Origin of the sequence: Paenirhizobium naphthalenivorans (assembly GCF_007992095.1) — a bacterium.
GTDB lineage: Bacteria > Pseudomonadota > Alphaproteobacteria > Rhizobiales > Rhizobiaceae > Allorhizobium > Allorhizobium naphthalenivorans.
In genome coordinates, this window is record NZ_BJZP01000003.1 from 95,085 (window position 1) to 116,872 (window position 21,788).

Below are 21,788 nucleotides of genomic sequence, written 5' to 3' on the forward strand. Positions count from 1 at the left end.
TTCTGTTGCCACACGATTTTTTCTGCGTCAGCATTTTCGTGTAACGAGAGTGGCAGGTCGAAGTGGTGAGAAAATCGGAAAAGGTATCGAAAGCTGATTTGAAGAGGGCGGCAGATGTCGCCCGAAGTGAAAACGTCACTGTGGAGATTGAAATCGATGGGCGGGTCTTTAGGATCAGCCCAATCGTTTCTGGGGGTCCATCATTCGGGCCCGTTGCATCCAGCGGGGGCGTGGTTCTCTAATGAGCACCATGCCAAAGCCCCTACCTCTCTACGTCGTAAAAGAGAAATCGCGCCATGGACGCACAAAGCTCTTCTTCCGGATCGGAAAGGGGCCGAGAATTCGGTTGCCCGACGATCCCTCAAGCAAAGCGTTCAAGGTGGCCTATAAAGCTGCCGTGGCTGGTCAGCATGTCGAAACGACAATTATTGTTGAACGTGTCCGGTCGCTTCGATGGTTGGTTCAGCGATACATGGAAAGCGCTGAATGGTCGGGGTTAGCTATAGCAACGCGGAAGCAGAGAGGCCTGTTCTATAGACAGGTCGTCGACGTGAGCGGCAATGTAGACTGCCGGACGGTTGCCCCAAGAGACATCCGCAACGCCTTGGAACGTCGAAAGACAACACCAGCACTAGCAAACAATTTTCTTAAATCAATGTCAGCGCTCTTCAAGTGGGCATTGGCACACGAGCATGTAGGGGTTGATCCCACAATCGGCGTAAAGAGGCTCAAGAACAAGTCGGACGGCTTTCCAGCGTGGACTGACGAGGATGTGAAGCGATTTACCAGCCACTGGCCAATTGGAAGTCGGGAACGCCTCGCCTTTGAGCTGTTGCTCACCTCGGGCCTCCGTCGCTCAGACATTGTCCGGGTGGGGCGACAGCACATGGCGCAGGCAGTTGTGAGGATTCGCACTGTCAAAACTGGCACACCAGTGACGATCGAGCTTTCTGATCGCGTTTTGGACCTAATCGACGAGACACAGACCGGTGATCTGTCGATCATTGTCGGGAAAAATGGCATGCCGCTGACAAAAGAATCGTTCGGCAATTGGTTCCGCGAGATTTGCAGGGCCGCAGGGGTTCAGAAGAGTGCTCATGGACTGCGAAAGCTCAGTGCGACGATCGCCGCCAATGCAGGTGCGACAACTCATCAATTGATGGCGCAGTTCGGCTGGGTAACGACCCAACAAGCAGAAATCTATACGAAGGGCGCGGACCGTGAACGTTTGGGCATTGTCACCTCCAGACTGGTATCGGAACAAATCGAGCGCATCACTGCCCCGCACCCTGAGAAAGGTGAGGGATTTTGCGGAGAAAATCGTTCTAAATCAAACAGATAATAAAAGAGTGGTGGGCCCGGAGGGACTCGAACCCCCAACCAAGCGGTTATGAGCCGCCGGCTCTAACCATTGAGCTACAGGCCCTCCCGGCGCATGGCGCCGCAGGGGCGGGCAATGGCACCCGCGCCGTGGAGATCGCTCTAACCGAATTCGCGACGGGCGACAAGTCTTCGCCGCATTGGCTTCACAATCGCGCGTCATCAAGGCATGTGTAAGGGACGCCAATCCGAGGAAACCATGATGAACCATTTGAAGACCACCAGGCTCGCCCTCGCCGCGACACTTTCCTGCGCCTTTTTGCTGCCGCTTGCGGCACTCGCCGACGATCAGTCGCCGCGCGAGGCGACGATTATCGTTTCGGGCGAAGGCGATGCGGCGATTGCCCCCGACATGGCCATTCTAAACCTGAGTGTCGTACGCGAGGCGGAAACGGCCGAGGAGGCGCTACGGGCCAATAGCCAGGCGATGAGCGAGGTTCTGGCCGACCTCAAGACCAAGTCCATCGCCGAGCGCGACATGCAGACCTCGAATTTTTCCGTCGATCCGCTCTATCGCCAGGACAAGACAGACGACGGCAGCTACGTGGCGCCGGTGATCGTCGGCTACCGCGTCAGCAACGGGCTGACGTTGCGCGTCCGTGACCTGACGAAACTCGGCACGCTGATCGACGCGGCGGTGAAGCTCGGCGTCAACCAGGGTGGCGGCATCACCTTCACCAACGACAACCCCGAGGCGGCGATCACCGAGGCGCGCAAGAAGGCCGTCGCCACCGCGATCGAAAAGGCGAAGGTGCTGACCGAAGCCGCCGGCGTCAAGCTCGGCCGGGTGATCGAGATCAGCGAAAATTTCGCCCGTCCCATGCCGCAACCCATGTATCGCGCGGCCATGGCCAAGGAGATGTCCGATGCGGCACCGATCGCCGCCGGCGAAAACCAATACACGGTGACGGTCAACATCACCTACGCCATCGCCCAATAGGCCCGGAGCCGCTGGCTCATCCGGCGTGCCGGACGAGCCAGGCCGCCTTCTCTGTGGTAAAAATGCCAAGGCCCGCCATACGGCGTGCCTTGGCTTTTGCGAGATCCAGCGGAGACATCAGTATCTGATCACCGGGCAGCCGCGGACATTGGCAAAGACCATGCGGTCGAATTGACCATAACGGATGCCGGAAACGACCACGCGGCGTGGCGTGATGTTATGGACACGGGCGCGGCGCAGACCACTCCAGCGAGCCTCCTGCACCGCACGGCGCGGCGAACAGCCTTCCAGGCGATTGTGGCGACGCTGTTCATGACGCCAGCCGTTGCGCGGCCCGAAATTGTCGCGATAGTCGCGATCGTAGCCGGGACCGCCGACATAAATGCCCAGGCTGAAATCGGACCCTGCGGCGGCAGTCGACGCGGTGCCGGCGGCGGTGGCGAAGGTAACGAGGGCGGCAAGGCCCAGTTTTGCAAGCATTCCGGTCATGACTTCTCTCTCCTCTGGCTTGCCGGTTTGGCCCGGCTGACACTCCCGCTGCCATCAGCGATGAAGAGGAGATTGCCCGAGAGCGCCTGAATGTGGTCCGAACCGGGTGTTCAGCGGTCGTTCATGGTGGAATTCAGCCCCCAATCGCCCATTCGCGACGGGTCGCGCTCAACCTGAAACATGAAAGACAAGCTCTCGCACATGCGGCCGGTCCCGGTATTCGAAGAGATAAAGCCCCTGCCAGGTGCCGAGCAGCAGCCGCCTGCCGGAAAACGGAATTCCGACCGAGGTCTGCGTGAGTGCCGCCTTGATATGGGCGGGCATATCGTCCGGCCCTTCCTGACGGTGCTCGATCCAGTGCATGGACGGATCGGATGATGGTGGAGCGAGCCGGGCGAAGAAGGCGCACATGTCCCGTTGGACGGACGGATCGGCATTCTCCTGAATCAGCAGCGAGCAAGACGTGTGGCGAATGAAGACCGTGAACAACCCCTCGTCGACCGCCTGCTCGCCAATAAAGGACTGCGCCTCGCGTGTGAACTCGTAAAGCCCCTGCCCCCTGGTACGGATCACAATGTGGCGCAAGACCATCGCTCCCTCCCTCAACGTCCGGAAGTTCATCGAATAGTCCAGACGTCCGAAAAAGGTCAACCGCGCCAAACGGCTCGCATACGCCCCGGATCCCAAAGGTTTCCGATGCAAATCCTCGACTATGCCGTGCAATTTTGACTTCCATCAACAAGGAGAGGAGACAGAGAGGAAATTCCTCCATGCTGCGAAGTTACTGGTTTAACTTTATCGAAAGACTACCGTGTTTGTCTTCGATACTATATTGAAGATCTTTGCACGGGCCACTTCATGCAAGCCGTTCTGGAACAACTTCGCGACAGCGACAGACTGCGCGACATTGATGCTTACAGTGTTTTCGGGACAGCGGCCGAAGCGGACTACGACCATATCGTGCGACTGACGGCAGAGCTTTTCGACGCACCGGTCGCATTGATCAACTTCGTCGGCGCCGAGGAAGTCTGGGTCAAATCCCGTTTTGGTATCGATGTTCAATCGGTGCCGTGCGAGGTGGCATTCTGTAGCCATACCGTGCTTGGCGACCAACCGATGGTCGTGCCCGACCTGTCGCTGGACCGGCGCTTTGCCAACAATCCCATGGTCACAGGCGGCGCCGCTTTCCGCTTTTACGCCGGTGCACCGCTCAAGTCAGCCAAAGGCTACGGCATCGGCACGCTGTGCATCATCGACACGAAGGTCCGGCCGCCCCTCGACGAGACCGCAACCCGCCGTCTGCAGGACCTTGCCAGACTGGTGACCGACAAGCTGGAACAACGGCGGCTTTCACGACTGGAGGTGATTTCCGCAAAGCTGATGTCGGCGACCGCCGATGCGGTCGTGGTCGCGGACGGGGACCGGCGTATCGTCGCCTGGAACCACTCCGCCGAGACGGTGTTCGGCTATCGCGCCGAAGATGTACTCGGAGAACCGTTGGCAAAGTTCTTGCCGCTGGCGATCGCCGAAGAGGGTGACGCCGCCATGTCCGGAAAACCGGGTGCCTGGCGGCACCGCCAGGAACTGAAAACGCAAAGCAAGTCGCATCATGAGATTACCGTCGAGGTTTCCGGTACCGCCTGGCAGGATGAACGCCTCAACCTGTCGGGCCTCGGCTTCATCATCCGCGACGTCACCGAACAACGCCTGGCCGATAGCCGCATCGCCTTTCTTGCCCACCACGACGAACTGACCGGCCTTCACAACCGCAACAGCCTGCACAGGTTGATCGAGGATCTGCTGAGCCAGGCGTCTGGCGAGGTCAACGGCCTTGCCGTGGTGTGCATCGACCTCGACCGCTTCAAGCTGATAAACGAGACTCTTGGACACAAAGTCGGCGATGCCCTGTTGCAGCAGGTCGCCGATCGGCTACGCGCCATTGCCGGACACAACGACATCCTCGCCCGGCTCGGCGGCGACGAGTTTGCGATCGTCCGGCGCGGCGGCCAAGGCAGGGAGGCGCTTGCGCTCTTTGCCGAGACCATTCTCGCGGCACTCGCAGAAACCTTCGACGTTGGCGGTCACCTCGTCTCGACGAGTGCCAGCCTCGGCATCGCCTGCCATCCGCGCGATGGCAGGGACTGTGACACCCTGCTCAATCATGCGGACCTCGCCACCTATCGCACCAAGCTGGAAGGCCGCAACGGATTTCATTTCTTCGAGAAGGATATGGATGGTCAGACGCTGGTCAAGCGAGGACTGGAGAACGACCTGCGCGGCGCCCAGAAGCGCGACGAGTTCGAGATCCACTACCAGCCGCAGTTCGACATTGCGACGGGCGCGCTGGTCGGAGCCGAAGCATTGCTGCGCTGGAAGCACCCGGATCACGGCTATATCAGCCCAGCTGAATTCATTCCGATCGCCGAGACCACCGGCCTGATGGTATCGATCGGTCGTTGGGCGTTTCACAAGGCTTGCCACGACTTCGCCACCTTGCCCCCCAACCTTGGTCTGGCCATCAATCTGTCGCCTGTGCAGTTCCGCCGCGACGACATCCCTGCGCTGGTGAGTGGGGCGCTTGCCGCCTCGGGCCTGCCGAGCCACCGGCTTGAGATAGAAATCACCGAATCGCTGCTGATGGAGAGGGATGCCGGCACACTCGACGCCCTCAACAGCTTGAAAGCCATGGGTGTCGACATCGCGCTGGACGACTTCGGCACCGGCTACTCCTCGCTGAGCTACCTGCACAGCTTCCCTTTCGACAAGATCAAGATCGACCGCAGTTTCGTCAAAGAGGCCGACACCAATAACGATTGCGCTGCAATCCTGCAGGCGATGGCAGCCCTGGCCACGGCCCTCAAGCTGACGACGGTTGCCGAGGGGATCGAGACAGAACAACAACTCGCCCGCGTCAAGGCCCTCGGCTATCATCGCGCCCAGGGTTTTCTGCTCGCCCGACCGCAGCCAATTGATGCCCTTGCGGCCCTCACGCAGGCGCGGCCGTTCAACCGGTTGACTGGAGTGAGGTGACATCCTGGATCGGTGCATAAAACACCGGTCAGGCTTTGCGAGCACCGCACAAAGCGCTAGTCTTGCTCACACCTTGGGAGGATGAGACATGTCGAACGACCGCACTCTGCTTGACACACTGGCCGGCCAGGAAGAGGCCTTCGTCTTCAAAGCCTTTAATGAGATCACCGCGATCGAAATCGGCGAGCACCTGCTACGCGCGGCGCGCGAGGGAAATCTGCCGGTGGTGATCGATATCCGGACAAGCGACCGCACGCTGTTCCATGTCGCCCTGCCCGGCTCCTCGCCGGACAATGACGACTGGGCGCGCCGCAAGAGCAATACGGTACTGCGTTTTCACAAATCATCCATGCGAGTGGGCGAGAACTATCGGCTGAAGGGCCGCGAAGTGTCGGCAGAGCTTGGCATGGACCCGTTCGACTATGCCAGCCACGGCGGCAGTTTCCCAGTCCGCGTCATCGGCACCGGTGTCGTGGCCGCCATCACTGTGTCCGGCATGGCCTCTGAAGACGATCATGGCCTGATCGTCAGGGTGCTGGAAGACTACCTGAGCGACGAATAGAGAGCATTGTCGAGCTTCGACACCGTCACAGCGGCGTCGACAGATAGAGGCTCAGCCGGGTGAACCGATCATCCTCGCTTTCGAAAATCAGCACGCACGGCAGGGAAAACCATCCGCTGCGGCCGCCGTCCGGCGATCCATCGCGAGCACGGCCGTCGAGGGTGCCATCAACGGCCCCTCGCAGACCGGCCTCGTCAACCATGACGACGCCGTTGGCGAATCTGGCTTCGTGGCGCAGCAGATACGTAGACAACGTATCGCGCATCGAGGAAAAGCCGATCACACGCTGGCCGGCCGGCATGTCCAGCGCCGTCTCCGGGTCGAAAAGGTCTTCGAGCGCGGCAAAATCCCGGCGATTAAGCGCTTCGAGGGCCAACAAGATCTGCTTGCGGATCGGCATGCGCATATCCTCCACCAAATTCACTCTGAAGCAATTAGGGCACAGACGCCACGTCGGCAATGGCTGGCGTGTGCGACTGCCGAGGCGCCTCAAACCGGCAGCAGCATCGCCCGCGCCGTTTCCGTAACAGCCCGATTGACCGACTGGAGGGCGGTGGCGACCGAGCGGCTCCAATGCCAATAGAGTGGAACATCATAGGGTGCATTCGCCAGCAGAGGCACGAGCCGCCCTTGCCTGATCGCGTCCCTTGCCAGGATTTCCGGATTGAGACCCCACCCCAGCCCGACTGTCGCTGCGTCGACAAAGGCCTGCGACGACGGCAGCCAGTGGGTAGGCGGGGTGATTGTCTCACCGATCTGCGCCTCGATCCAGCGGGCCTGCAGCATATCCTTGGCGTTGAAGGTCAACGCCGGCGCCTGGGCAAGCCCTTCGGCGGTCACCCCTTCGGCAAACCAGCGGCGCATGAAGTCGGGGCTTGCGGTGGCGATGTAGCGCAACTCCCCGAGCGGCCGGCAATCGCAGCCCTGTACCGGTGCATCCGAACCGCTGACCGCCGCGCGCACTTCGCCGCGACGCAGCCAGTCAGCGCTGTGCTCCTGGTCATCGAGCACCAGATCGAACAGACAGTCGGGCACCGCCGCCATGGCCTGGATGAACCAGGTCGCCAGGCTGTCGGCATTGACGGCGATCCTGATCGTGGGCCTCCGTTGGCCAACCGCCCCGCCGCCAATGTCATCACCCAAAGTCCTCTCGAGCAGGGCGACTTCCTCGGCGTGGCGCACCAGCCGCATTCCTAGGTCGGTCGCGGTGCACGGCTGACCGCGAATGACCAGGACCGAACCGATGCGCTCCTCCAGCAATTTGACCCGCTGCGAGATGGCCGAAGGCGTCACTCCGATCTGTCGGGCGGCCTTTTCGAAACTGCCGGAGCGGATGACGGCGGTCAGCGCATCGAGGAGTGCGTAATCGAGGCTCATTAGCATCCCTAAACTTCACTTAGATTATTGAATTTTGCTAATCACACCATCCCTTGTAGTCAAGCTGTAGTCCGTTACGGAGCCAGACATGCTGATCGCCACCACATCCGGGTTCTTTCTCGGTCTCAGCCTGATCGTCGCGATCGGCGCACAAAATGCCTTTGTGCTGCGCCAAGGGCTGCGGCGAAGCCACGTGTTTGCCATATGCCTGACCTGCGCCGCCTCGGATGCGGCACTGATCTCGGCCGGCATCGGCGGTCTGGCACGCACCATTGCTACAGTGCCCTGGCTCATCCCACTGTTGCGCTACGGCGGTGCCGCCTTCCTCGCCTATTATGGCCTTCGCAGCCTACGCACGGCGCTGACCGGCAACGCCTCACTGAAACCCGAGGGAGAGGCCGAGGATAGCCTTGCCACGGCTCTTCTGACTTGCCTCGCGCTGACATGGCTCAACCCGCACGTCTACCTCGACACGGTGGTGCTGCTAGGTTCGATTTCGACCCAATACCCCGGCCAGGGGCTTGCTTTCGGCCTCGGAGCAGCAGCGGCATCCGTGCTGTTCTTCTTCTCCCTTGGCTATGGCGCGCGCTATCTGCGACCGATTTTCGCCAAGCCCGCCGCCTGGCGTCTGCTGGACGGACTGATCGCGCTGGTGATGGGCTCGATCGCCGTCAATCTCGTGTGGACCGGCTGAGGGCACGACAATCGCCGATGGGCGAAGGCCGGCAAAGCGTATAGTCTCGGCGGATACCGATTTGACTGGATGCCCGCGATGTTTCTGACCAACCACGATATGGTCGACCTGATCGACTTCCGCCACGAACTACACCGCCACCCGGAGATTTCCGGCGAGGAAGAACAAACCGCCCGCCGCGTCTTGGCCTTTCTCGCGCCAATGAAGCCAGATCGCATCCTCACGGGACTCGGAGGTCACGGGATTGCTGCCGTCTTCGAGGGTGCCGAGCCCGGCCCGACCCTGCTCTTGCGCGCAGAACTCGACGCACTGCCGATCGAGGAAAAGTCCGAAGCGGCCTATCGCTCAACGGTACCGGGAAAGGGCCATCTCTGCGGCCATGACGGCCATTCGACGATCCTGCTCGCGGTTGGCCTCAGCCTGTCGCGCCAACCGCCGAAGCGCGGCCGCGTGGTTTTGCTGTTCCAACCGGCGGAGGAAACCGGCGCGGGCGCCGCAGCCGTAATCGCCGACTCGCGCTTTGCCGAGATCAGCCCCAATCTGGCCTTTTCCCTGCACAATCTGCCAGGCCTGCCTCTCGGCCGGGTCGCGCTCACCGACGGCCCCGTCAACTGCGCCTCGCGCGGCATGAAAATCCGCCTCTTGGGCAAGGCGGCGCACGCTTCCCTGCCGGAAACCGGCCGTTCACCGATGATGGCGATGGCGAGGCTGATGCCGGCACTGACCGCCCTTTCGGCAAGCGCCCCACCCGATCGCGGCTTCCGGCTGGCAACAGTCACCCATGCGGTACTCGGCGAGCAAGCCTTCGGCATAGCCCCCGGCGCCGGTGAGATCTGGGTGACGCTCCGCACTATGGTCGACGACCGCATGGCCGAACTTTGCGCCGAAGCGGAGCAACTGGCACGCCAGGCGGCAATATCGGACGGGCTGGAGCTGGCCATCAGCTATGACGATGTCTTCCTCCACTGCGAGAACGCGCCGGAGGCCGTCGCCCACCTCGCCCGCGCACTCGATGCGGAAGGGATCCCGCACGATGGCGGGGACCTGCCGATGCGCGCGTCAGAGGACTTTGGCCGCTTCCGTGCCCTTGCCCCGGCCGCCATGTTCTTCCTTGGCTCGGGAGAAACCCATCCGGCATTGCACAACCCTGACTACGACTTTCCCGACGAGTTGATCGGCATCGGCGCACGGGTCTTCAGGCGGGTCGTGCAGAATATCCTCGGCTAGTGCCGCGTCCGGATATTCAGAAGTCGGGAAAGCCGTAACGCTTCCACTCGCTTTTCGGGATGGCGCTGCCGACATCGAAAGCAAATGAAACCACGCGGGTGGCGTCGGCGTTGATCTCGCAGCGGAAACGCAGATTGAACCATTGCCCGTTGGCGCGAAAGGCGGCCTTGTCGATCGAAAGGACATTGCCCTCCTTCAGCCGAAAGGAGGGAAGAAGCTCCGGCCGGTAGCTGGGAGAGCCGTTGCGCAACTGCTCGCGCAATTCTGTGACGCAGAGCTGATCGGCGCGGTCCGGACGCGGGATATCGCGCATGGCCGTCATAGCCGCCGCGTCGTTCGTGAGATTCCTCGAATAGAGCTTCTTCACCTCCTCTAGCTTGGCAGGAGATGCGGCTTTCTCGGCAACGGTAGAGGCGGACGCATCCGGCGCAGCGGAAGGCTCAACCGGGGCGTCAACGGGATCCGCCGCACCGATGGTCACCGAAGTCTCGTCCGGCTGGGCGGGCGACGGCGCCCCGTCCCTCTCGGCGCTGGCCGTTCCCGTATCGATCTCGGGCAATGCGATGTCATCCGGCAGCGGCACACCCGACGGGCCCGCGGCCTCGGTCTTAGGCTCGACATCCGCAGTTTGCGGCTTAGGCGCCTCAGGATCCGGCTTACCCTTCTCGTCATTCGCCGCGTCCGGCTTGACACTCTCCTTCGACGCGTCGCCGCTCATATCCTTACGCGGCCCGCTGTCCTTCTCACTGAATTCGAAGACGGGACGCAGCACCGGCAGGGACAGCGCCTCGCCGCCAGCCTCGCCGGCTGGCTGCTCGACCGGACGCTCCTGCGGCGTCGGAACACTTTCCGGCGGTGGCGATGGCGATGGCGATGGCGGAGGTGGCGGCGGGGGGGCAGCAGCCGCTTCCGCCTCGGGCTGCTGCTTCGGTTCTGGTGGTTGTTCTTCGGCCTTCTCCGGCGGCGGCTCTTCCGTCGCTGGCTTGGCCTCTTCCGGCGGCGGCACGATCTCTACCGCGACCGTTTCCTCCTGCGGCTGCGCCGGCAGCGACAACGGCAGGTTCACCAAGAGGACGCCCAGCACGGCAAAATGCACCACGAGCGAGACCAGAAGGCCCGCACCCAGCTTCCCCCAGCGCTTTTTCGCATAATCATCCATGCCGAACCAATGGTCCCCAAACGTTTCGCGTGATGTGGCGCCAAATGCAGGCGGCATCAAGGTCGATCGGCCAGATCGCCGTCCATATGTCTCCGGGAAAAAGAAAACCCGGCGGGATCGCTCCAACCGGGCTTCAATCTTGAACTTCTATCTGTCGCCTTAGCTATCGAGGAACGAGCGCAGCTTGCGCGAGCGGCTCGGGTGCTTGAGCTTGCGGAGCGCCTTGGCTTCGATCTGGCGGATACGTTCGCGGGTAACCGAGAACTGTTGACCGACTTCTTCGAGCGTATGGTCGGTGTTCATGCCGATACCGAAGCGCATGCGCAGCACGCGCTCTTCACGCGGAGTAAGCGAGGCGAGAACGCGCGTCGTCGTCTCGCGCAGGTTGGCCTGGATGGCGGCATCGATCGGCAGCAGCGCGTTCTTGTCCTCGATGAAGTCGCCGAGGTGAGAATCCTCCTCGTCGCCGACCGGGGTTTCGAGCGAGATAGGCTCCTTGGCGATCTTGAGGACCTTGCGGACCTTCTCAAGCGGCATGGCGAGTTTTTCGGCCAGTTCTTCCGGCGTCGGCTCGCGGCCGATTTCGTGCAGCATCTGGCGCGATGTGCGAACGATCTTGTTGATCGTTTCGATCATATGCACCGGAATACGGATCGTACGAGCCTGGTCGGCGATCGAACGGGTGATCGCCTGACGAATCCACCAGGTGGCGTAGGTCGAGAACTTGTAACCGCGACGATACTCAAACTTGTCGACCGCCTTCATCAGGCCGATATTGCCTTCCTGAATGAGGTCTAGGAACTGCAGACCGCGGTTTGTGTATTTTTTGGCGATCGAGATGACGAGACGCAGGTTGGCCTCGACCATTTCCTTCTTGGCGATGCGGGCTTCGCGTTCGCCCTTTTGCACCATGTGCACGATGCGGCGGAATTCCGTGACCGAAATGCCGGTCTCGGTCGCCAGATTCTGGATCTCGCCGCGAATATCGCGGATCGTCTGGTTTTCCTCGCGAGCAAAATCCTTCCAGCCACGGGCCGAAAGATTACCGATCGACTTCATCCAGTTCGGATCAAGCTCGGCGCCGGAATACTGTTCAAGGAAACTGTCGCGCTTCACACCATAGGATTCGGCGAGACGCAGCAGCTTTCCCTCGTTCTGCACGAGGCGCTTGTTGATGTCGTAGAGCTGCTCGACAAGGCTGTCGATGCGGTTCTGGTTGAGCGACAACGACTTGACCGCCGTGATCAGCTGGTCCTTGAGTTCCTTGTAACGGCGCTCCTGGCCGGACGACAGCGTGCCGGTGCAGGCAAGGCGTGCCTCGACCTGCTGATCCTGCAGCTTGCGCAGCTTCTTGTAGGTGTCGGCGATCGTGTCGAGGGTCTCCATGACCTGCGGACGCAGTTCCGCTTCCATGGCGGCGAGCGACAGGTTGGATTCGTCCTCGTCCTCTTCCTCTTCCTCAGGCGCGGCATTGTCGCCGCCGACATTGGTGATGTCGTCGTCGCCAGCTCCGGCCGGACGGCGCTTGGCCCGCTCCCTTTCCTTTTCCTCGGCAAGTTTGCGGTCGGCCTCGATCTTTTCCGGCGACTGGAACTGCGGCGCAGCCTTCGCCTCGGGGCCGGAATAAGTGGTTTCGAGATCAATGATCTCGCGCAGCAGCGTCGTGCCTTCGTTAAGTTCGTCGCGCCAGATGATCAGCGCCTGGAAGGTCAGCGGGCTCTCGCAAAGACCGGAGATCATCGTCTCGCGACCGGCCTCGATACGCTTGGCGATGGCGATTTCGCCTTCACGCGACAGAAGCTCGACCGAACCCATCTCGCGCAGGTACATGCGCACCGGGTCGTCCGTGCGGTCGGTCGGTTCTTTCTTCTTGGCGGTCGCGAGCTGAGTGCCCTGCGACGGCGCCAGTTCGCCGCCTTCGCTTTCGCCGTCGTTATCGTCATCGCCTTCTTCGGCGGGCGCAGCCTCTTCGGCGTCCTCGTCCTCGACGACGTTAATACCCATATCGGAGAGCATGGCCATGGTGTCCTCGATCTGCTCGGAGGTGACTTCCTCCGACGGCAGAACCGAGTTCAGTTCGTCCATGGTGACATAGCCGCGCTTCTTGGCGGCCTTGATCATTTTTTTGACCGCGTCATCCGAAAGGTCGAGAAGCGGACCATCGGTAGCGCCATCGCGTTCGCTATCTGCTTCTTCGTTTTCTTTGACTTTGGATGCCATCTATTTCGTCGCTTTCCTGACGTCTGATCTTGTCCGCACGATGCAAAGCGGAAAGCGGCCCGAAGGCCCCTGCCCGCTACGATTTCTGTCAATGACCTACCGGAATGGTGCTTAATTCCCGATTAACTAAGGACTGCATCACCGCCGCGCAACGTCCTCGTTCTTCCGAATGACCGGTCATGGTACTAGAGATTCGCCTGGACCCACTTCACCCTTGTGTGCCTGTACTGGTGATTCCCACAATTTCCCCTGCCGTCAAGCTTTTCCGGCACGATTGCCTGGGAAAACGGGAAAAATCTTAACACGAACGGCTATCGCACCGCTTCCCGACAGATGTAGGTCTGAACGCACCGGAAACAAGGGGCGAGCTGAAACCCCGCAAAACTGAAGGTTCTGCGACGCATCATCGATGAGCGTTATGGCTTTCGGCCCTTCAGGAACCAGACCCGCATCGCCCCTTTGCCCTTGACTTCAATCTCGCCACGCAACTCGAACTCGAACCGGTCTTCGAGCATCGACTTGAATTGGTCGCCGACCTGTATCCTGCCGGCGACGCCGTGCGACTCCATCCGTGCCGCAGTATTCACCGTATCGCCCCAGACATCGTAGAGCAGCTTGCTCGAGCTGATCACGCCGGCCACCACCGGACCGCTCTCGAGTCCAATGCGCACATCGACCGGCTCGCCATATTCCACCGAGATCTGCCGGCAGCGCTCCACCATGTCGAGTGCCATCAGCGCCATCCTCTCCGCATGGTCGGCACACGGCTCCGGCAAACCGCCCGCCACCATATAAGCGTCGCCGATTGTCTTGATCTTCTCCAGCCCATGGCCCGCAGCAAGATCATCGAAACAACAAAACACCCGACCGAGAAAAGTCACCAGCTCCTGCGGCGGCCATTTGGCTGCGCGCGGCGTGAAATCGACAATATCGGCGAAGAGAATGGTAGCCGAACAGATCTGATCGGCGATCATGGAGGTATCGCCGTGTCGGAGGCGCGCAGCGACCGCGCGCGGCAGCATGTTCTCCAGGAGCTTTTCGGAGAAACGATACTCCTTTTCCAAGGCCACTTCCGCCTGACTCGCCTCCTCGAAAGCGAAATAGACGGTGGTTACGATCAGGAGGAAGGCGAAAGGCACGGTAATAAAGAAGAGAATTTCGATCAGGGCGGGATCAGCCGCGGCAAGCGCCGGAGTCTTGAAGAATACCTCGACACACAGAAATGCCACCAGTGCCAGTACGGCCACCAACACCGACAGAAGGAAACGCTCGGCGCCGAAAATCAGCATTGTCGCGGCCGCGCCCGTGAGGAAAAATAGAGGCAACCCCGACGCACTTCCAAACAGAAAACAACAGAGCACACCGAAGGCGAGCCACATACTGCTGAAATAGATCGCCGCGGCGCAGGGTCCCAGGCGATGAAAGCAAGGTGTGATCGCATAGAGCACGATCTGCGGCGACAAGGCCGCAATGGCCGGCAACAGCCCCTGATAATCGTAGAGCGCATAAAGCAGGATGTAGGGGATCGTCATCAGGCTGGCGAGCAATGCGACGATATTGGTCACGTCCATCCGGCGACGACCATACGGCGCGCGGACCGCCAGTGCACGTCCAACGAGCGCATGGAGGGTCTGTAGACGCCGCGCCGAACGCACCCCGCGTTCGCGTCGTAACTGAATTTCGAATCTCTGCGTCGACACGACTTGTTCCGATGAGCCTATCGTCCTGCTGAATGAAGTATCTGCCGGTTTTCAGCAACCACTTATAGCGAAATGGCCTAGGAATTATGACCCGTGGCCGCACCTTTGACGCGTCCGGACATCACACCGAAGCCGTCGATGATCGCTTCCTGATTTTCCATCCGGGTGATTTCGAGCTGCACCTCATGCAGCGCACCGATCAACTGGCCGATATGGTCGCCATCCTCGGCTTCGGTCGCCTCCGCCACCTCGCGTTCAAGCTCGATGCGCTGGCGCCGCAGCGCCTTGGTCCGCTTGTGCAGGGAAAGGGCCTGGCGATACCCCTCGCCGGCGTCCTCGGGCGCGGCGATCTCCGTCGCCGTCCACAGCCGCGCATTGCGGATCTGCTGGTCGAGGCTTTTGATCAGACCGCCATGTCCCTGTTCCTCCAATCGCGCAATCAGCGTTTCCCGCGTCAGTTGGGCTCCCATCCCCGCCGCGATCGTAAGAAGCGAGGACCAGAGCTTCTGTAAATCGCGGTTCTCGTAGTCGATCGAGGCGATTTCGTCGTACTCGTCCTGCAACAGTTGCGGATGATTGACGATAGTCAACGCCAGCACGCTTTCCCGAAGTGCCGGCTGATCCTGGTGCCCCTTGACCAGCCCGGACCGGGCCAGCCGATCGGAAATCGCTCCACCGCCGCCAGCCGATGGACCGGGCGCGCGTCCGCCGAACCGGCCCTGTCCCGCCGCTCCGCCACGCCCCCCGCCGCGATTGCCCGGCTCGAAACCGCCGCGACGCTCGCCTCGCCCGGCCTGGCTCGGCTGGAAGAACGCGTTCAGCCGGTCTCGGACGTCCTGCTGGTAGTGGCGGCGAACATTCTCGTCAGCGATCACCTGGACCACTTGTTTCATCCGGGCTTCGAGCTCCGCGCGCTTCTCCGGCGTGTCATACTGCCCCGCTCCAGCCTCGCGAAGCCAAAGCATTTCCGCCAGCGGCCGTGCCTCCGCAAGCACCTTGTCGAACGGTGCGCGACCGTCCTGCTTGACCAGGTCATCCGGGTCCTTGCCGTCGGGCAACATGGCGAAGCGCACCGAACGGCCCGGTTTCAGGTGCGGAAGCGCCAGATCAACGCCACGGAACGCGGCCCGCTGGCCAGCACTGTCACCGTCGAAACAAAGCACCGGCACCGGCGTCAGCTTCCACATCAAATCGAGCTGATTCTCGGTCAGCGCCGTGCCAAGCGGCGCCACGGCGTTCTCGATGCCGGCCTGGTGGAGCGCGATCACATCCATATAGCCTTCGACGGCGATGATCGTCTCCGCACCGGACGGCCCCTGCAGTGCCCGGCGCGCCCGGGAGAAATTGAACAGCACATTGCCCTTGTGGAAGAGCTCCGTTTCCGGCGAATTCATGTATTTCGCCATCGCGTCCGGAGCCATGGCGCGGCCACCGAAGGCGATTACCTTGTCGCGCGACGACAGGATCGGAAACATGATGCGATCACGGAAATAGTCGTAGGAGACGGGAATGTCCGGACCATGCCGCACCAGCCCGCAGGCCTCGATCTGTTCCTTAGGCACGCCCTTGGCAGCGAGATATTCCTTGAGCGCGTTGCGGCTCTCGGGCGCATAGCCCAACCGGAACGTTTCGATCGTGCGCCCGGAGAGCCCCCGTTCGCGCAGATATGCGCGGGCCCGCGCGCCTGTAGCGGTCTGCAACTGATCCTGAAAGTACTGCGTCGCCATTTCCATGACGTCCTGCAGCGTCGTGCGCTCCTTCTCGCGCCGTTCCGCCTGCGCGTCGGCCTTTGGCATGGCGATGCCGGCCATGTCGGCGATCTGCTGCACGGCTTCTGGAAAGCTCAACCCCTCAAGATCGGTGAGGAATCGGAAATGGTCGCCGGAGACACCGCAACCGAAGCAATGATAGCGCCCCTTGCGGTCTTCGCAGTGAAAGCTCGGGCTCTTTTCCCCGTGGAACGGGCAGCACGCCCAATAGTCGCCGCGCGAGACATTGGTTTTCTTGCGATCCCACGACACGCGTCGACCAACCACGGCCGAAATCGGCACGCGGTCGCGGATCTCGTCGAGAAAGTCGTTGGAAAAGCGCATTCTGCCCTCTTGGTCGTTCCCTCCATATAGGCGGGCCGAGGTGGAAGCGCCAAGGCTTTTAAGGCTTGCACCCGCTATTCACAGCGGCCGACCAGAACGGCAAGCGGACCGACATTACCAGAGGTCAGTAAATGCCTGGCAGGTGCGGATAGAACCGAGCCGATGACACCCCATTGCCGGGACCCTTTTGCTCTCTCTGCGCCATTTCACCATGCAACAGAAGATCTCAAAGGCGCTGAACGAAAAACTCCGCCCGAAGGCGGAGTCCTGAAGCGAGGCCTTCGCCCCCTACTTCAACAGATCCTTGACCAGGCCGGACGCCTTGGCGAAGTCGATCTGACCGGGATAGCGCTCCTTGAGTGCATTCATGCACTTGCCCATGTCGCGCAGCCCCTGGGCACCGGTTTCGGTGATCACCGAAGCGCAGAGTTCACGCACCTTCTCCTCGGGCAATTGCTCCGGCATGAAGCTCTTGATGATGCAGATTTCCTGGAGCTCCTGCTCGGCAAGCTCAGGCCGTGCGTTGTCGGCATAGATCTTCGCCGACTCGTCGCGCTGCTTGATCATCTTCATCAGGATCTGCATGATTTCGTCGTCGGTAACGGGATCTTTGCCGATACCGCGGTTGGCGATGTCCCGATCCTTGATCGCGGTCTGAATCAACCGCACAGTCGAGGTACGGCGCACGTCCTTCGCCTTGAGGGATTCCTTCATAACCTCGGTGAGCCTGTCGCGCATCATCTCTTCATCTCCATAGGAAAACCGGTTGGCGAACGTCGTCAATTGTGGCTTTTCCTTGTCATTTTTGCCGAACTCTTAACCAGACCTTCCGCTTCGCGCAAATCAATTAGGCAACCCATTGAAATACATGGGGCAAAATTCCACGCTTTCCACAAGGGCGAATTGACCTTCAGGGTCGATCCGTCTATTTTCCGGCACCTGCACGAAAATTGTCATCAGGGGAAAACGCGCACGTCGCTGCGCGACCTTGATCTGCGATCATAAATGGCGCGTGGGCTCCGGTTCTTCAAGGGACCGGCGTTCCCGGCCGGACAAGGAACGAACATGACCTCGACAGCCCCATGGACCACCCGCAAGCCGACTGCGCTTCTCGTTCTCGCCGACGGCACCGTCATCGAAGGCCACGGGATCGGCGCCACCGGCAAGGTACAGGCAGAAGTATGCTTCAACACGGCGTTGACGGGCTATGAGGAAATCCTGACCGACCCGTCCTATCTCGGCCAGATCGTCACTTTCACCTTCCCGCATATCGGCAATGTCGGCACCAATGATGAAGACATCGAAGACCTGACGCCGGCGGCACGCCACGGCGCAGTCGGTGTGATCTTCAAGGCTGACATCACGGACCCGTCGAACTACCGCGCTGCCAAGCATCTCGACGCCTGGCTGAAGGCCCGCGGCATCATCGGCCTTTATGGCGTCGATACCCGAGCACTAACCGCCTGGATCCGCGAGCACGGCGCGCCGAATGCGGTGATCGCCCACGATCCGAACGGCGTGTTCGACATCGATACGCTTAAGGCCGAGGCCAAGGCGTGGAGCGGTCTGGTCGGCCTTGACCTCGCCAAGGTCGCAACCTGCGGCCAGTCCTCCGTCTGGGACGAGAAGCCCTGGGTGTGGAACGAAGGTTACTCGACGCTTGGCGCGGCGGATGCGCAGTATCATATCGTCTGCGTCGACTTCGGTGTGAAGCGCAACATCCTGCGGCTCTTTGCCGGTCTTGATTGCAAGGTGACCGTCGTTCCGGCGACCACCAGCGCCGAGGACATCCTGGCGCTGCAGCCGGATGGCGTATTCCTGTCGAACGGTCCGGGCGACCCGGCCGCAACCGGCGAATATGCCGTTCCGGTCATCCAGAGCCTGATCAAGTCCGACAAGCCGCTGTTCGGCATCTGCCTCGGTCACCAGATGTTGGGCCTGGCGCTCGGGGCAAAGACCGAGAAGATGCACCAGGGGCACCATGGCGCCAATCACCCGGTCAAGGATTTCACCACCGGCAAGGTCGAGATCGTCTCGATGAACCACGGCTTCGCAGTCGATTCGAAGTCCCTGCCGGAAGGCGTTGAAGAGACTCACATTTCACTGTTCGACGGCTCCAACTGCGGCCTGCGACTGGCCGGCAAGCCAGTCTTCTCTGTGCAGCACCACCCGGAAGCCTCGCCCGGCCCGCAGGACAGCCACTACCTCTTCCGCCGCTTCATCAACCTGGTGCGCGAGAACAAGGGTGAGCCGGCGCTCGCAGAGCGTTGATCCGATTCCCACATTAGAGATTGCGGAACGGCCCAGTCAGACCCGGGCCGTTTTCATTTCGAAACGCATTCTCTGGAAAAACCGCAGGCACAGCAAAAGCGCGGCACTGATCAGGCCGATGAGGAAACCGAGCCAGATGCCGATGCTGCCCATACCCAGCGGGAAGGCCATCACCCAGGCAAGGAAAAAGCCGATCGGCCAGTAGGAGACCAGCGCCATCACCATCGGAATGCGCGCATCCTTCAAACCGCGCAGCAGCCCGCTGGCAATCGCCTGCAAACCGTCCACGAGCTGGAAGATACCGGCGATCACCACGAGCGGCGCAGCGAAATCGAGCACAGCAGCAGCCTCAGGCGCGCTTGCATCGATGAAGACGCTGCTGAGCAAGCGTGGCATCGAATAGAAAACTATCCCTCCGGCAATCGCGATCGCACTGGCGATCCCGAGCACGGAAATCGCCGCGCGCATCAGGTTCGGATAATCGCCACGCCCGTGGGCCACGCCGACCCTGACCGTTGCTGCCTGCGACAGGCCAAGCGGGATCATGAAGGCAATCGAGGCCAGTTGAAGGGCGATGCCATGCGCGGCAAGCTGGAGCGTGCCGATCTTCCCCATCATCAGCGAGGCTGCGGCAAACAGACTAACCTCGGCAAGCACGGTGATGCTGATCGGCAGTCCGAGATGCAGCACCTCAAGGAGCGCTTGCCAGTCCGGGCGCCAGAAGCGAACGAACAATTCGTAGCGCCGTGTTTGTTCGCGCGTTTCGATGTAGACGACCATGAACAGGAAACTCGCCCACTGGACGATCACCGCAACGATCGCCGCCCCGATCATGCCAAGCCGCGGCAACCCGAAATGGCCAAGGACGAGTGCATAGGCCAGCATGGCATTGAGCATGAGCACGGCGAGCGTGACGTAGAGAATAATGCCAGCCCGGCCGATCGCACTGACCAGAGCACGCAAGACGGCAAAGAGCAGCGCCGGCAACAGACCGAACTGGACGATCATCACATAGTCCGCGGCGAGCGCCGCGACCTCGGGCTTCTGCCCGAGCGCCAGCAGGATCGTCTCGGCATTGAAGAACAGGGGCGCTGTAAGAAGCGTATAACCGATCGATACCCACATCCCCATGCGGATCGCACGGCGCACCGAAACGACGTCACCGCGGCCATAGGCCTGCGCCACCATCGGCACGACAGCGATCGAGAAGCCCGAACCGAAGATGAAGATCGTAAAGAAGAACTGACCGGACAGCACCATGGCCGCCAGCGACTGTGCACCGAGCTGCCCGACGATGACGACGTCAGTGGTGTGAATGCCGAGCTGCGCCAGCTGCGCGCCGATCAAGGGAATACCGAGCGAGAGAGTCGCAAGGATATGCGAGGCCCAGCTACTGGCCGCTTTTCCTGCTCCCGCGTGTACATAATGGCTAGACATAAGCTTACCCAAGACGAAAAAAGCCGCTTCCAGAGGATACTGGTGAGCGGCGTGTTCTATCTGGATAGAAGAAACCCGCTACGGTAGCAAGCCGCAGCGGGTTCATGCAGAAAATATCGTCGATTGATCACAAAGGCTGATGAAAGGGCGACTGCGCCTCAGATCGCCCCCGAGAACGTATCGCAGGCTGACACCTCGCCGCTATCGAAGCCACGTTTGAACCATTTCGCCCGCTGCGCCGAAGTGCCGTGGTTGAAGCTATCGGGAACCACATAGCCCTGACCACGCTTTTGCAGCGTGTCATCGCCGATCTGGTGCGCGGCGTTAAGTGCCTCCTCCAGGTCTCCGGCATCGAGCAGGCCCTTCTGCTCGGTATAGCTCCCCCAGATCCCGGCATAACAGTCGGCCTGCAACTCGACGCGGACCGACATCTTATTGGCCTCCACTTCGCTCATCTGCTGGCGCAATTTATTGAACTTCGGCAGGACGCCCGTCAGGTTCTGCACATGATGGCCGATCTCGTGGGCGATGACATAAGCCTCGGCGAAGTCGCCGGATGCACCGAACTGCTGCTCCAACTGCTGGAAGAAGGCGGTATCGAGATAAACCTTGCGATCGCCAGGGCAATAGAACGGCCCCGATGCCGAGGAGGCAAAACCGCAGGCCGACTGCACCTGCCCGGAAAACAGAACCAGGGTTGGCTCCTGATATTTTTCGCCGGACGCCTGGAAAATGCCGTTCCACGTATCCTCTGTTTCGGCCAGTACGGTCCTGACGAAGGCGGTCATCTCATCGGCGGCAGGAGATGACGGTCGCGCTCCGGTGGACTGCTCGTAGCCGGACTGCTGTGTGGAGCCGTCGCCCAGCACCTGCAACATGTCGATGCCCATCATCTTGAGCACGAAGTAGATGACGACGAGGACGATGATCGTACCGATGCTCATGCCACCGCCGCGGCGGCCGCTGCCCATCGGGATCTGGATGCCGGAACGGCCGAACGGATTGCGTCCGGTGCCGCCACGACCGACGGACGTTCCGCGCCGATCCTCGATATTATCCGACTGACGCCGGCCCTTCCATTCCATTCCATAACTCCATTATGTGAGCCTGCGGGAAAAAATACGTCATAAAGCAAAGCGTTCCGCAGGACCAAACAAATTAGCAAACAATTGTTTTCACCAGCTACCGGTTCGGCTCTCGTCGAGCTGT

At 60.9% G+C, this 21,788-nt stretch carries 18 protein-coding genes and 1 tRNA gene; 7 read left to right on the forward strand and 12 right to left on the reverse strand.

Annotated features, from left to right (window positions below; genetic code table 11):
• Positions 1-241: 241 nt before the first annotated feature.
• On the forward strand, positions 242-1,342 hold the full coding sequence (locus RNA01_RS03945) for a tyrosine-type recombinase/integrase (protein WP_147178664.1): 1,101 nt from the start codon (positions 242-244) through the stop codon (positions 1,340-1,342).
• 8 nt (positions 1,343-1,350) lie between these two features.
• On the opposite strand, the gene RNA01_RS03950 is transcribed toward RNA01_RS03945, so the two are convergent.
• Positions 1,351-1,426, reverse strand: a tRNA-Ile gene (locus RNA01_RS03950).
• A gap of 156 nt (positions 1,427-1,582) precedes the next feature.
• Between RNA01_RS03950 and RNA01_RS03955 the strand changes: the two genes are divergently transcribed.
• Complete coding sequence (locus tag RNA01_RS03955; RefSeq protein WP_284727818.1) at positions 1,583-2,320, forward strand: SIMPL domain-containing protein; 738 nt, start codon at positions 1,583-1,585, stop codon at positions 2,318-2,320.
• A gap of 117 nt (positions 2,321-2,437) precedes the next feature.
• Here RNA01_RS03955 and RNA01_RS03960 read toward each other — a convergent pair whose 3' ends face one another.
• Both RNA01_RS03960 and RNA01_RS03965 read right to left on the reverse strand, forming a co-directional pair.
• A complete protein-coding gene (locus tag RNA01_RS03960) occupies positions 2,438-2,809 on the reverse strand; it encodes a hypothetical protein (protein WP_147178666.1) in 372 nt (123 codons plus the stop codon).
• Between the two features lie 168 nt (positions 2,810-2,977).
• Positions 2,978-3,400 carry a secondary thiamine-phosphate synthase enzyme YjbQ gene (locus RNA01_RS03965; protein WP_147178667.1) on the reverse strand — a complete coding sequence of 141 codons (423 nt, stop codon included), beginning with the start codon at positions 3,398-3,400 and terminating at the stop codon, positions 2,978-2,980.
• A 267-nt stretch (positions 3,401-3,667) separates the two neighbouring features.
• Between RNA01_RS03965 and RNA01_RS03970 the strand changes: the two genes are divergently transcribed.
• Together RNA01_RS03970 and RNA01_RS03975 are read left to right on the forward strand one after the other, a co-directional pair.
• Positions 3,668-5,839, forward strand: a complete 2,172-nt coding sequence (locus RNA01_RS03970) for a sensor domain-containing phosphodiesterase (RefSeq protein ID WP_147178668.1) — start codon at positions 3,668-3,670, stop codon at positions 5,837-5,839.
• Between the two features lie 88 nt (positions 5,840-5,927).
• On the forward strand, positions 5,928-6,401 hold the full coding sequence (locus RNA01_RS03975) for a heme-degrading domain-containing protein (protein WP_147178669.1): 474 nt from the start codon (positions 5,928-5,930) through the stop codon (positions 6,399-6,401).
• A gap of 25 nt (positions 6,402-6,426) precedes the next feature.
• On the opposite strand, the gene RNA01_RS03980 is transcribed toward RNA01_RS03975, so the two are convergent.
• Positions 6,427-6,801, reverse strand: coding sequence for a nuclear transport factor 2 family protein (locus RNA01_RS03980; protein WP_170253348.1), 375 nt, complete (start codon positions 6,799-6,801; stop codon positions 6,427-6,429).
• Positions 6,802-6,890: 89 nt separating this feature from the next.
• Positions 6,891-7,778, reverse strand: coding sequence for a LysR family transcriptional regulator ArgP (locus tag RNA01_RS03985; protein ID WP_147178671.1), 888 nt, complete (start codon positions 7,776-7,778; stop codon positions 6,891-6,893).
• A gap of 88 nt (positions 7,779-7,866) precedes the next feature.
• On the opposite strand from RNA01_RS03985, the gene RNA01_RS03990 reads away from it, so the two are divergent.
• Entirely contained in the window at positions 7,867-8,472 is a 606-nt protein-coding gene (locus RNA01_RS03990) for a LysE/ArgO family amino acid transporter (RefSeq protein ID WP_147178672.1), read from the forward strand.
• A gap of 78 nt (positions 8,473-8,550) precedes the next feature.
• Positions 8,551-9,699, forward strand: a complete 1,149-nt coding sequence (locus tag RNA01_RS03995) for an amidohydrolase (protein WP_147178673.1) — start codon at positions 8,551-8,553, stop codon at positions 9,697-9,699.
• 16 nt (positions 9,700-9,715) lie between these two features.
• On the opposite strand, the gene RNA01_RS04000 is transcribed toward RNA01_RS03995, so the two are convergent.
• The 5 genes from RNA01_RS04000 to RNA01_RS04020 all read right to left on the reverse strand — a co-directional run bounded on the left by RNA01_RS04000 (position 9,716) and on the right by RNA01_RS04020 (position 17,612).
• Positions 9,716-10,858, reverse strand: a complete 1,143-nt coding sequence (locus RNA01_RS04000) for a DUF930 domain-containing protein (RefSeq protein ID WP_147178674.1) — start codon at positions 10,856-10,858, stop codon at positions 9,716-9,718.
• A 159-nt stretch (positions 10,859-11,017) separates the two neighbouring features.
• Positions 11,018-13,078, reverse strand: a complete 2,061-nt coding sequence (gene rpoD / locus RNA01_RS04005; RefSeq protein ID WP_147178675.1) for an RNA polymerase sigma factor RpoD — start codon at positions 13,076-13,078, stop codon at positions 11,018-11,020.
• A gap of 416 nt (positions 13,079-13,494) precedes the next feature.
• Positions 13,495-14,778: an adenylate/guanylate cyclase domain-containing protein gene (locus tag RNA01_RS04010; RefSeq protein ID WP_235916409.1), complete on the reverse strand. Its 1,284-nt coding sequence runs from the start codon at positions 14,776-14,778 to the stop codon at positions 13,495-13,497.
• Positions 14,779-14,855: 77 nt separating this feature from the next.
• Positions 14,856-16,871 carry a DNA primase gene (gene dnaG / locus RNA01_RS04015; protein WP_147178676.1) on the reverse strand — a complete coding sequence of 672 codons (2,016 nt, stop codon included), beginning with the start codon at positions 16,869-16,871 and terminating at the stop codon, positions 14,856-14,858.
• A 288-nt stretch (positions 16,872-17,159) separates the two neighbouring features.
• Positions 17,160-17,612 carry a GatB/YqeY domain-containing protein gene (locus tag RNA01_RS04020; protein ID WP_371864046.1) on the reverse strand — a complete coding sequence of 151 codons (453 nt, stop codon included), beginning with the start codon at positions 17,610-17,612 and terminating at the stop codon, positions 17,160-17,162.
• Positions 17,613-17,936: 324 nt separating this feature from the next.
• On the opposite strand from RNA01_RS04020, the gene carA reads away from it, so the two are divergent.
• Complete coding sequence (gene carA, locus RNA01_RS04025; protein WP_147178677.1) at positions 17,937-19,142, forward strand: glutamine-hydrolyzing carbamoyl-phosphate synthase small subunit; 1,206 nt, start codon at positions 17,937-17,939, stop codon at positions 19,140-19,142.
• Positions 19,143-19,178: 36 nt separating this feature from the next.
• On the opposite strand, the gene RNA01_RS04030 is transcribed toward carA, so the two are convergent.
• Together RNA01_RS04030 and ypfJ are read right to left on the reverse strand one after the other, a co-directional pair.
• Positions 19,179-20,579 (reverse strand): MATE family efflux transporter, encoded by a 1,401-nt coding sequence (locus RNA01_RS04030; RefSeq protein ID WP_147178678.1) that lies wholly within the window; start codon positions 20,577-20,579, stop codon positions 19,179-19,181.
• 158 nt (positions 20,580-20,737) lie between these two features.
• Positions 20,738-21,664, reverse strand: coding sequence for a KPN_02809 family neutral zinc metallopeptidase (ypfJ, locus tag RNA01_RS04035; protein WP_147178679.1), 927 nt, complete (start codon positions 21,662-21,664; stop codon positions 20,738-20,740).
• Between the last annotated feature and the right edge of the window lie 124 nt (positions 21,665-21,788).